Below are 10838 nucleotides of genomic sequence, written 5' to 3'. Positions count from 1 at the left end.
TCTGTCCCATAAAACCAGGGCGGACAGTACCAAGGGCAGAAAACAAGCGAAAGACCAAATTCCATCATAATCACAAGTCAAATTGTTAAGATTTTGGGAGAGCTGGGCTTAAGTTGTGAACATTGTTTTTTTGTGACCAAATTTCTCATGATTCTTGCAACCCTCCTGTTCACGCTCATCGCTCAACAGGACAGAATATTCTGCCCCAAGAAGCATCAGAAGTAGAGTCCAGCCATGCTGCCCCTCTCAGCGGAGAACGCTATATCCTCTTGACTGAATCCCGTATCTGAAGATAGACAGGGAGGGTCACCTGAGGAGGATCAACCTTTTCACCTTCAACCAGTTTGATCAGTATATCCACAGCAAGTCGTCCCCGTTTACCAGTGTCCTGATGAACCGTAGTGATGGATGGAGTGAGGATCCTGCTGAAGATGTTGTCATCGAAACCGATGATGGAAATATCATCCGGGACAGTTATCCCTGTTTTCTGGTAATACGATACCGCTTCACTGGCATAGTAGTCAGCAGAACAGACCACAGCGGTACAAGAAGTATCGGGGGAGGCAAGCTCCTCGTATAGAGCATAGCGTTCCTCCTTGACTCTTGAGAGGGGTATGAAGTTCTCTTCGGCAAGGCTCCCTCCCTGTTCCTCAAGAGCATCCCTCAACCCTAGAAAACGCATATAGTCGGAACCGGTCTTTTCTGGTCCGTTCGAGAGGAACACCATCTGACGGTGCCCCATTGACTGGAGATATTCAGATATCTGGTACCCTCCTGACCTGTCTTCAATCCCGACACGGTAATATCGCATGTCGCCTTCTATATCGTAATCATAACTGTCGATGTGAACTACCGGACACGAAACCTGATTGCTGATACGGGGTATGATCTCACGTGGCACCCACAGTATAATAACCCCCGCAAGCTTCCATGACTGGACGAATCTCAGCACCTCGTTCTGGTCACTGGTTGTATGAACCATCATATAATAGCCAAGCTGTCTGAGTTCCCATTCAATGTTACCAAGAATGGTGAAGCTGAAAGGATCTTCGAACTGCGTCTCATCCCTGCGTGGTTCACTGAAAAAGACAACCCCTACGATACGGGAATTCTCATGGGCAAGGATGTTCGCAGCCATGTTCGGTGCATAGTTGACTTCCTTCAGTATCCTCTTGACCTTGTCTCGGACTACGGGAGACACCTTGCCGGTTCTCCCATGAATTACATTCGAGACAGTGGTAGGACTGACTCCAGCCATCTTGGAGATTTCTTTGATAGTCAACATGGCCTTACTATATGCATCTCCCCAAGCTTTGTCAAAAGCCTGCATCAGATTGACTCGACTCCCCCTGCACTGCAGAGGGAGTGAGCCATTCACTATTTTAGGTACCCGAGCCATTTACTCTGGACATCAATCATACGGGTCACCATGTCATTGATATGTGAGACCTGATTCACCACCGGGTTCGCGATAATTGCCTGAGTTGCCAATTCCTTACTGGCTTGCAGGACTGCTTCAGCGGTGAGATCGTAGACACCACAGTAGTTTCTCATCAGGGCAAGATAACCCTTGGGGAGGGAGGGAACCTTGATACCCTTCACCCCATCCTTATTGATGACTGCAGGGACTTCGACCACGACCCAGGAAGGCAGGTCCTCAATCAGTCCGTCATTTATCACATTGACCGCAGCCTCTTCATATCCCAAATCGGTGATAATCCCTTCGATGATAGGAATCGCTCGCTCATGCAGCTTTAGCTCGATCTCAGGTCTCTGTTCGACGGTCAAAGTCGCACGATAATAATCATAGAAATCGAGGATTCCACGATGATCCACAATATCCCAGGCCCAGGAGAGGTATTCCCCAAAGTGACTATCCACGGTGATGGGAAGCAACTTGTAATGCTCAAGCATGAACTTCGCAATGCGTTTGTCGGTCCACTCGAAACGACCCTTCCGTCCAGGTCCCTTTTTATCGAAGGCTTCATGGCTCTCCATCTTCCCGGTCTTGAGATACGTCTCGTAGAAATCACTGTATCCTGCTTCTTGCTTGAAGAACTCGGCAGATCTCTCGAGTACCTGTGGGTAGAGGTCTTCCCCTGTAGCTTTGTCCTTCAGCTCATACAAACAGCTGAAGTGATTGAGCCCGGCGGCACGGAAAGTGAGATCTTCAATCTCCTTATCGAGCATGGCAGGCAACCAGCGATTCAGCCAGCCAATTTCGTGACACATACCGACGAACCTCGCCTGGGGATATTTACGCATCACTGCAGTACCGATCGCAGTCATCGGATTGGAATAGTTGAATATCCAGGCATCAGGACAGATTTGTACGGCATCCCCTACAATATCGAGAATGTGGGGTATGATCCGCAGTGAATGGAATACGCCTCCGGGACCTCCATTCTCCCCATAGACCTGATGCACCCCATACTGCAATGGTACTTTCCAGTCATCATCCCAGAGCTTGAAACGGTCTCCGACTTCAATCGAAGAGATAATAAAATCAGCTCCCGTGAAAGCCTCTTTGCGATTCAAGGTTGCACTCACTGTGAAATCAAGAGCTTCCTTCTCCAGGAACTCCTTTGCGATGCGCTCGACTCGCTCCATCGCAACGGCATTGATGTCAAGAAGCGTGACCTCACAGCCTGTGAGCACTTTGCTCTGAAAGATATCTCCGAGCATTCCGAGTCCGAACTGGAGTGATCCAGCTCCTACTAGTACAATTTTCATACAGCGATGTTCCTTCTACCGGCTGACCCCGGTATATTATTTTATTGCTCCCTCTACCATCCCCTTTATGATGTAGCGCTGAGCGAACAGATAGAGGATGATAATAGGTACGATAGCCAAGAGAGTGGAAGTGAGAATGAGATCCCACTGTTTTAGGTATGCTCCGGCGAACGCTGTGACGGCAACCGGAAGAGTCTGCACCGCACCATTCGATCCTAGAACGAGATAGGGAAGCAGATAATCGTTCCAGATCCATATTCCGTTGAGAATCATTACAGTCACGATAATCGGCTTCAGAAGAGGGAATACGATTTCGAAGAAAATCCGCGGGTAAGAGCACCCGTCAATCGTCGCGGCCTCTTCCATTTCATAGGGGATATTCTTGATAAACCCGTGAAACACGAAGATCGAAAGAGAGGATCCGAATCCGAGATATGCGAACACAATTCCTCTCACGGTACCAAGAAGACGCAGGTTCAACACATTGCCGAGTATCCTCAGCCATCTCACCAGGGGGTACATCAAAACCTGGAAGGGAATGACCATAGCAGCTACGAAGACCATGAAAATGATAATCGACCATGTCTTCTTTTCGTTTCTCACAAGAACCCAGGCTGCCATCGATGAGAACGTGATGATTACAAGCAGTGAAAGAACCGTGATGATCACCGAGTCCCCGAATGCGCTGAGGTAGTCGACCGTAGGATTGTTGAAAATTCTTGAGATGTTGTTGCCCAGCTGTCCCCAGTTCTCAGGCAACGCAACTGCATTTATGATAATCTCTCGGGAAGTCTTTGCTGAATTGAGCACGACCATTGCAAAGGGAATCATGAAAAGAATGAAGAGAAGAATCGTGAAAGCTTCAAGAATGAGCATGGGAGCCCGCCGTTTGAATGACATGGTATTCTTCATCACATTTCCACCTCTTTCTTCTTGTTGTTCGAAACCTGGATCAAGGATACCACGACCAGGACGACAAAGAGCACAACAGCCTTTGCCTGCGCTTCGGCCATCTTGTTCGCAGTCGCGGTGTCGAAGATGTTCATCGCCAGCAGCTGGGAAGCTTTCACAGGGACCCCCATGAATCGGGTAGCCGGTCCACCATTCGTCAAGGTCAGGTTCATGTCAAACTGCTTGAACGAATTGGTCAGGGTCAGAAACAAACTGATGGTGAAGGCGTTGGCCATCATCGGGATCAGGATGTTGAAGACGTTGCGCACGAAACCCGCACCATCGACAGAGGCAGCTTCCATGAGCGACTTTGGAATGCTCTGGATCGCCGCGACGTAGATCAGCATGATGTAGCCGGAGAACTGCCAGGTATTGACCACCGACATCACCCAAATGACCGTCTCAGGTCTGCTCAGGAATGAGGACTGGAGCATTTCTATTCCGTAGGTTGTTCCAAGCAAAACCAGAATATTGTTCATGATGAACTGCCAGATATAACCGAGAACAATGCCTCCGATCAGGTAGGGGACGAAAAATCCTGCACGGTAGAAGTTACGGAACTTCACCTTGCTCGTCACGATAAGCGACAGGGTAAAGCTTACTATGTTGACAAGAATGACGTTGATTATAGTGTAACCAACAGTTATTAGGAAGGAATGGATAAAATCGGGTGTATTGAACAGTTTCGAAAAGTTCTTGAAACCGACGAAGTGGATGTTGGGACTCACCCCGTTCCAGTCTGTGAGTGAATAATAGATACCCAGTGAGAAGGGCACAATGATGATCATAATGAATGTGAACACGACCGGTGCCAGAAACAGGATATTCACTACGCTGCGCTGCTTCATTCGGGGCTCCTCCTTGTTATTTTGAATATGATGTACGGGCGGTTTCGCCCGTACATCATTCGTGTAATAGTCCTACATGGTCGGCAGACTTGCGATGGCCGCCTTCATGTCTGAAATGAACTGATTCAGATTATTCTGGTTCTGGGCGAAGAGGTCGTACACAGGACCGAACACATTCTGGCCTGCACCGTCAGGAAGCATTCCGAAGAATACACCATAGTTTCCACCCTTGGCATTGGCTTCCATAAGAGCTTGACTCAACTGTCCGGAGGGCTTGAGTGTGACCGACTTGAAGGCGGGGATCATACCGGCCTTGTTGACGATGTAATCATGTCCTTCAGCAGTTGTTGCCATCGACGCCAGGAACGCTTTCGCTTCTTCAACCCGCGGGCTCTGTGCATTTACGACGTACCAGCTGGGAGCGAACAGGTAGAGACCGGTCTGCGGGGTATTCGTGAACGCGTGAGGAGCATATCCCATCTTGAAGGTGACGCCCATCTGAGCCATGTTGGGATCTACCCAGTTGCCCTGGTGCAGGAAAGCGGTCTTGCCCTGAGCAAATGAACCGACCTGGTCGTCATAGCTTCCGTTGAGCAGAATGTTCTGATCGGCATATTTGAAAAGGAGCTGTACATATTTTGCGTACTCAGTGAAGCGTGCTTCATCCATCTTTCCCTTCAGAGCATCCTCGATCACGCTTGTATCAGTGAAATCAAGGCCTCCGCCCCAATAAACTGCAAGGTTGTGCTGAGCAGCGACCCACCACATTCCTCCTGCGAGGGAGGCTGCCATCGCCACAGGAGCGTCGATGCCGAGCTCTGCCTTCTTCGCTTCAAGGGTCTTGAATGCCTTCTCATAGGCATCGCGGGTCGTCAGTGTGGAGGGATCAATACCGGCCTTTGCCAGGATCTCTGCATTGTAGGCAAGTCCATATCCTTCAATGGCCACAGGGAAACCATACACGGTTCCATCCACGACGAATTCCAAGTCTGTATCGTCTACCCAAGGCTCTCCTTCCATGCTGGCAATATAGTCTTTCCAGACATTGTAACCGCCGAGTCCTTCGATCTGGAAGATATCGGGCATATCACCGGCCTGTGCTTTAGCCTTCAGAGCGCCACCATAATCAGCACCTCCGCCAAGCGTCTCGACTTCCACGGTCACACCGGGAGTTGCAGCAGAGTACTGTGCAGCATACTCATCGAGAGCATCTTTGATCTCAACCTTCAAATGGAACATCTTCACGGTTGTTTTATCGCTGGACGCTGCTTCCTGTGCACCGCCGGCGAACACGCTGGTCACCAGAAGAACTGAGAACAGAACTACTGCGATCTTTTTCTTCATGCGAATCCTCCTTAGTACGGGTTAACCCACCCGGTACTGTTTGCATTTATAGATAGGTGTTACGTAACACCTATAGCTAACACTACCACACCATTTCTGGTTGTCAAGAAAAAACTGTAAAAAAATGGAAGCGATTCCACTTGTCTCCATCAGGAGTATATGGAGCTTTTCACTGGGCAGCGCATGAATCCTGTCTGGTTGAAGAAAAATATACGTTTCATAACGCTTTTTGGAGTGAATACACATACGTGATCATATGCATGAATATGCGATACTCCCCAAGCAGCAACTTTATGAACGACTTCCCTGCAAAATTGGGAGCGAATTATGAATAAGGTTGCATTCATAAAGCACAGTGAACCATCCCTTGTATCGCAAGGGGTATTGATCTTCTTCATCTGTTTGCCGTACCTCCCCTGGCTCTAAGTCATCCATACAGCAAGAGAACCTTTCTTACTTTTTTCACTGTAGTGAGAAGAATGGGGAGTGCTATCTCATATCTTGCATGGCAACCACGCTTATAGATCTTGTCCCGAAAATATCCATCCCTCGGTTCACTACTCGTATGCTCTACGGTTGTACGCGCCTTATAGCGTGTGGCAGATGCAGGATTGAAAAGAACCGGTTGGACTCCCTTAGAGATCCTTTCTTTTTCCTTCCAGGGGATTTCGGTACTGAGATATCCTATCACTACCCGGCCCAAAGAAGTGTTGTATTCACCTATAACCCTCTCATGAAGTCGATAAGGATCAAGAATCTCCATAACATCTGGAGAGAGTCTACTCATAGTTCCGCCACAGGGGACCTTCGTAAGACCCGGCAGGTCTATCAGATTGCTATGCTCCTGCAACAATTGAATGAAAGGTATCAATACCCCAGGGCAAGCCCTGGACTCAGGAGGCGTTGCCTCCTTTTCCGCCCCAAGGGACGGGGTATCTCACCTTGCTTTCCCGGCACTCGCTCGGGGGAGGAACCATCATGCTGATTCCTTTCCTCTCGCTCCGTTGGGGAATGAACAACAAGACAGTTCTCGTCATGTGGGAGGAAAGGGATTGTGGGGAGACTGAAGTTTGTGTGATGTGATACATGCTATTTGTATCCTGTATGGTACACAAGTATTGGCATACCCTGCTTTTTTTCGTTCATGGCATGCAGGCTGAATTTCTATTTTAAAATTGACTCTGCAGGATTTTTTAGGCATTGGATACAGAAGCTCTGCTCCTCACCCACAGCGAGAGGGATTCTCCCCCGCAAGGAAAGATTCCAAAACCTTCTGCATCTGTCTTGATGTGTTCCCTTATATTGCCGGTACAATCTTCAAATTCAGTATCAGGAAGGCCTGTCTCCATGCTTTTACTACCTTCTTCTCCATTGCAAAGGACTACTGCCAGCGCATTTTCTCCTGAATAAGACCAGCCAATGGTATTTGGATGATCGAAGTAATCGTGCTGTTCTCCCTCAAGATGTTCACTTCTCAACCTAAGCATGAGATCAAGCAAATGCTTGAATGAAGGCATTTCAATCACATGTTTTTCTCCATCTAAGCCATAATCCTCATACGTTGCACCTTCGTAATCTGCGATGAATACACAGGGATATCCTTCCCTTCTGAGCAGGATCAATGCATAGGCCAGTGGTTTGAACCAGGGCTCCACTACTGACTCAAGCGCTTGCAAAGCCTGCGAGTCATGGTTGGCTACAAATGTGATTGCGTGCGCAGGGTCTTGCTCCACCAGGGTCCCGGAGAAAATAGAATCAAGGGGGAACTCCCTTCTTTCAATCCCTGCCTGATAAAATTTGAAATGCAACGGAACATCGAAGAGCGAAAGAGCACCCTTGCTCTGCTCGATATATGATTTGAGCTGTTCGATGTCTGGATCCCAGAATTCAGCAACTGCAAACAAATCACGGTTTGCATGGGAATGTATGGAAGCAAGCCACTCGGGAAAAAACCATGAAGGGATATGTTTCACTGCATCAATTCTAAAGCCATCGACCCCTGTGGTGTCCAGATACCATTTCCCCCACCGCGTAAGTTCTTCTCTTACTTCCTCCGCCCCGAAATCAAGGTCACAACCCATCAAGTAGTCGTAGTTTCCGAACTCAGCGGAAACATAGGTATCAAACATCTTGCCTTCCAGTACGTAAATGTTCTGGTTGTCATCAGGATGCTCCTCTACATGATCCACTGCATCAAAGTGGTGCCACATCCACTGAAAATCCGAATAGGTAGAACCCCTCCCTGGAAAGGTGAAGCGCGTATAGACTGTTACCTGTTCTTGGGGCCCGTTTGGCTCTGAGCGGTTCTCCTTGGAATAAGGAGTAGCGAGAACCTGTTCCTTCTCATCAGCCCCCATCCGGTGATTCAGCACTATATCTGCATATACCTGCATACCATGGGAGTGAGCTTCCTCAATGGCTGCCAGGTACTCTGCTCTGGTTCCATATTTGGTAGCAATACTTCCCTTCTGGTCGAACTCTCCCAAATCATATACATCGTACACCCCGTAACCGGTGTCATAGCCACCTCCTGCTCCCTTGTATGCAGGAGGAAGCCAGATTGCAGTAAATCCTGTTTTTTTCAGTGCTGCAGCTTGCGCTGCAAGCTTGTTCCAGAGGACACCGCCACCCTCACTGTACCAATGAAAATATTGGAGCAGTACTCCTCGACTCTCTTGCATAATTATTTCTCCTATCATTTCTTTGCATCAACACTATGCTTATGTTACAGGATGTACAATGGTTTCATGGTGTTGTAGGCTCGCATCCTTATGGACTTGAACACGAGATCCCTTCCTATGAACAGATTGAACTCTTTACATCCTTTAGGGAAAAGTCATACAGCTTTCTTTCTTTATCGAAATGATGATCGTCCCGAATGACTTGTACGATCAAGCCCGGCAAGCAAGGTCTTCGATTAGAGCCTGAAGCCGAGTTGAGCCCTACTCCTCAGCGAGATGGTCGTAGTAATGGAGGCAACATATTATGCAAGCTGCGTACTTGCTGTTACGTATGGACTGCTTTCCCTGTTGCTGCATAAGACGAAAGAACAGAACCCGCTGCTACAGGGTAACAGATGATCATATCGCATGCATCAAGCGCATTAAGGGTGCTAGAAAGCCTAGGCTCATCATACTCCATCATGGTCAGGTTTTTCCCAACATGGATGATGCTTGCTCCAATATGCTGCAACGTTAAGCTGAACTCACCCGTGGGACGTGTATTCACCCCGACCACTTTTGTTGGTTTCATCTGTACCATTCCTAATGCTGCTTTCAGTACTGTCTTCTTAGGATTCAGCGTAGAATATGGATGGCACTAATCAATGAAAAGATGTCATGTGGTTGTAAGCTAAAGGGTCGGATCCAATGGCTTGATCTCAAAGAGCTTGTCATCATCCCAGAGTTCACAGGTCTTTTGTAGTGTCCAAAGACGTGCATCTTCCCCCACTTCCCCATTGGAGGTGATTGCCCAAGCGTCATAGGCAACTGGGTAGATACTTCCAACCATGGTAGCTTGATTACCGTTGATCTCAAACTTACCCAACCCCTTCCCCGAGGCTACACTCCAGAAATAGCTATTATGCCAGGCAATGTCATTTCCGAGGGTAATACCATCCGGTAGGGCAATTGTTTCATATGAAGAAGTATCGTCTTCTTGATACTCATCAAAATCGATTCGATATATAACCGTTTGGTCTTGGCTGGGCAGGAGGAGTTTTTCTCCATCATAGGTCAATCCCATGGTGCCTCCGCCTGCAGCATCGGGAATATCAATCCAATCATCTTCTGTTACCTCAATTTTTGCCCCTTCAGTAATCACAGCAGGAGGGGTAAAACGGTAGATTTTCTTCTCACTGAAATCGTTGACGTAGAAGTACTGGCCATCATGGGTAAGTCCTCTGGGGTTCACGACCCAGTCTGTTTCCATCTTGATCACATCTGTGATACAGGGACCATCAAACTCGATTCGGATGAAATCCAAGCCTGCTCCTTTACCATCTCCAATGCTAAACCGCCAGAGATAGCCATCGTAGTAGTGAAGAGCCCAGCCGAATCCAAGATTCTCTCCTGCGCCCATTTTTCTGGTCACCTCTCGGGTTGCATCAAAAGAGTCATATACGTAGAGGTACTCATCTCCCTCCGTAGCAGGACGGTAGCCAAGATCATACTCAGTGGGAACGGTGTAATTAAAATCTGGTGAATCAGGATTGGTAGCAGACACAGTATTATTGAATTCAGTTATTTGAGTGATACTCTCATCATTCGAGGACTCCCCATCAGGATCTTCTGTGTTTAGGATGGGCACATCTTCGATTGCGTAGAGGATGTTGTCCTGGACCGTTACCTCAGAATCCATACCGGCAGTCAATGCATGTTTCTTATAGGTGTCAAACACATTACCTTGAACGGTTCCCCCACTGTTCTCAAAGTGCACTCCTACATGACCATCCCTGAAGTAGTTGTTTTTTATAAGGACATTGGTATTGAACTGTTCAAGTGCAATTTCATGATACCCGTTCTGGTAGAGTGTATTGTTAAGAATCTTAGGAGAAGAATGTTCTGCATAGAGCCCCTCTGTATTATTCCAACGGATGACTGAGTTTGAAATGGTAACTGAAGAATAAAACTGCTCCACCCCGATTTCAGCAAATTCAACTACCGTATAATCCAAGATGGAGGTGTCGGTATTCATCAAGGTAATACCAAACCAATCTCCGTTGATAGCATGCCCATATCCTTCCCGCTCGTAATCTGCAGTGAAGAAGATTTGCTCAGTTGATGTTCCTTTTGCTATCAAGGTACCTTCTGTTACTTGGAGACCACCTTTATCCAGATCTCTATATCCTCTATCAGACTTAAATTTTACGATTGTTCCTGGTTCGATAGTAAGCGTTACATCTTTAGGGACCTCAACATTATTCACCTGCACCACTCCTGACCAGGTGGTATTTTCAGATAG

General features: G+C 47.7%; 10 protein-coding genes. 1 reads left to right on the top strand and 9 read right to left on the bottom strand.

Annotated features, from left to right (window positions below):
* Positions 1-259 precede the first annotated feature (259 nt).
* The 6 genes from AB7S66_RS08585 to AB7S66_RS08560 form a co-directional block, all read right to left on the bottom strand.
* Positions 260-1285: a LacI family DNA-binding transcriptional regulator gene (locus AB7S66_RS08585; RefSeq protein WP_428519062.1), complete on the bottom strand. Its 1026-nt coding sequence runs from the start codon at positions 1283-1285 to the stop codon at positions 260-262.
* A 92-nt stretch (positions 1286-1377) separates the two neighbouring features.
* The gene (locus tag AB7S66_RS08580; RefSeq protein ID WP_428519060.1) at positions 1378-2733 is read right to left on the bottom strand and encodes an alpha-glucosidase; all 1356 of its coding nucleotides are present in this window, start codon (positions 2731-2733) and stop codon (positions 1378-1380) included.
* Between the two features lie 36 nt (positions 2734-2769).
* On the bottom strand, positions 2770-3645 hold the full coding sequence (locus AB7S66_RS08575; RefSeq protein ID WP_428519058.1) for a carbohydrate ABC transporter permease: 876 nt from the start codon (positions 3643-3645) through the stop codon (positions 2770-2772).
* Entirely contained in the window at positions 3645-4532 is an 888-nt protein-coding gene (locus tag AB7S66_RS08570) for a carbohydrate ABC transporter permease (protein ID WP_428519056.1), read from the bottom strand. Before AB7S66_RS08570 ends, AB7S66_RS08575 begins: the two co-directional genes overlap by 1 nt.
* A 72-nt stretch (positions 4533-4604) precedes the next feature.
* A complete protein-coding gene (locus AB7S66_RS08565) occupies positions 4605-5876 on the bottom strand; it encodes an ABC transporter substrate-binding protein (RefSeq protein ID WP_117330089.1) in 1272 nt (423 codons plus the stop codon).
* Positions 5877-6303: 427 nt separating this feature from the next.
* Positions 6304-6663: a hypothetical protein gene (locus AB7S66_RS08560; RefSeq protein WP_428519053.1), complete on the bottom strand. Its 360-nt coding sequence runs from the start codon at positions 6661-6663 to the stop codon at positions 6304-6306.
* A gap of 70 nt (positions 6664-6733) precedes the next feature.
* Between AB7S66_RS08560 and AB7S66_RS08555 the strand changes: the two genes are divergently transcribed.
* Positions 6734-6943, top strand: a complete 210-nt coding sequence (locus AB7S66_RS08555) for a hypothetical protein (RefSeq protein WP_428519051.1) — start codon at positions 6734-6736, stop codon at positions 6941-6943.
* Positions 6944-7069: 126 nt separating this feature from the next.
* On the opposite strand, the gene AB7S66_RS08550 is transcribed toward AB7S66_RS08555, so the two are convergent.
* The 3 genes from AB7S66_RS08550 to AB7S66_RS08540 all read right to left on the bottom strand — a co-directional run.
* Positions 7070-8557: an alpha-amylase gene (locus AB7S66_RS08550; protein WP_428519049.1), complete on the bottom strand. Its 1488-nt coding sequence runs from the start codon at positions 8555-8557 to the stop codon at positions 7070-7072.
* Positions 8558-8882: 325 nt separating this feature from the next.
* Positions 8883-9128, bottom strand: a complete 246-nt coding sequence (locus AB7S66_RS08545; RefSeq protein ID WP_428519047.1) for a hypothetical protein — start codon at positions 9126-9128, stop codon at positions 8883-8885.
* A 99-nt stretch (positions 9129-9227) separates the two neighbouring features.
* A partial coding sequence (locus AB7S66_RS08540) for a right-handed parallel beta-helix repeat-containing protein (protein WP_428519045.1) occupies positions 9228-10838 on the bottom strand: 1611 nt, incomplete at its 5' end.

Origin of the sequence: Sphaerochaeta sp., from assembly GCF_050178175.1 — a bacterium.
GTDB lineage: Bacteria > Spirochaetota > Spirochaetia > Sphaerochaetales > Sphaerochaetaceae > Sphaerochaeta.
The sequence above is the reverse complement of the archived record's forward strand: the minus strand, read 5'-3'. Positions and strand labels throughout refer to the sequence as shown.

Excerpts from the sequence above, each read along its gene's own strand:
- AB7S66_RS08585 (WP_428519062.1), bottom strand. The coding sequence starts at position 1,285 with ATGTTGACTATCAAAGAAATCTCCAAGATGGCTGGAGTCAGTCCTACC.
- AB7S66_RS08580 (WP_428519060.1), bottom strand. The coding sequence starts at position 2,733 with ATGAAAATTGTACTAGTAGGAGCTGGATCACTCCAGTTCGGACTCGGA.
- AB7S66_RS08575 (WP_428519058.1), bottom strand. The coding sequence starts at position 3,645 with ATGAAGAATACCATGTCATTCAAACGGCGGGCTCCCATGCTCATTCTT.
- AB7S66_RS08570 (WP_428519056.1), bottom strand. The coding sequence starts at position 4,532 with ATGAAGCAGCGCAGCGTAGTGAATATCCTGTTTCTGGCACCGGTCGTG.
- AB7S66_RS08565 (WP_117330089.1), bottom strand. The coding sequence starts at position 5,876 with ATGAAGAAAAAGATCGCAGTAGTTCTGTTCTCAGTTCTTCTGGTGACC.
- AB7S66_RS08560 (WP_428519053.1), bottom strand. The coding sequence starts at position 6,663 with ATGAGTAGACTCTCTCCAGATGTTATGGAGATTCTTGATCCTTATCGA.
- AB7S66_RS08555 (WP_428519051.1), top strand. The coding sequence starts at position 6,734 with ATGAAAGGTATCAATACCCCAGGGCAAGCCCTGGACTCAGGAGGCGTT.
- AB7S66_RS08550 (WP_428519049.1), bottom strand. The coding sequence starts at position 8,557 with ATGCAAGAGAGTCGAGGAGTACTGCTCCAATATTTTCATTGGTACAGT.
- AB7S66_RS08545 (WP_428519047.1), bottom strand. The coding sequence starts at position 9,128 with ATGAAACCAACAAAAGTGGTCGGGGTGAATACACGTCCCACGGGTGAG.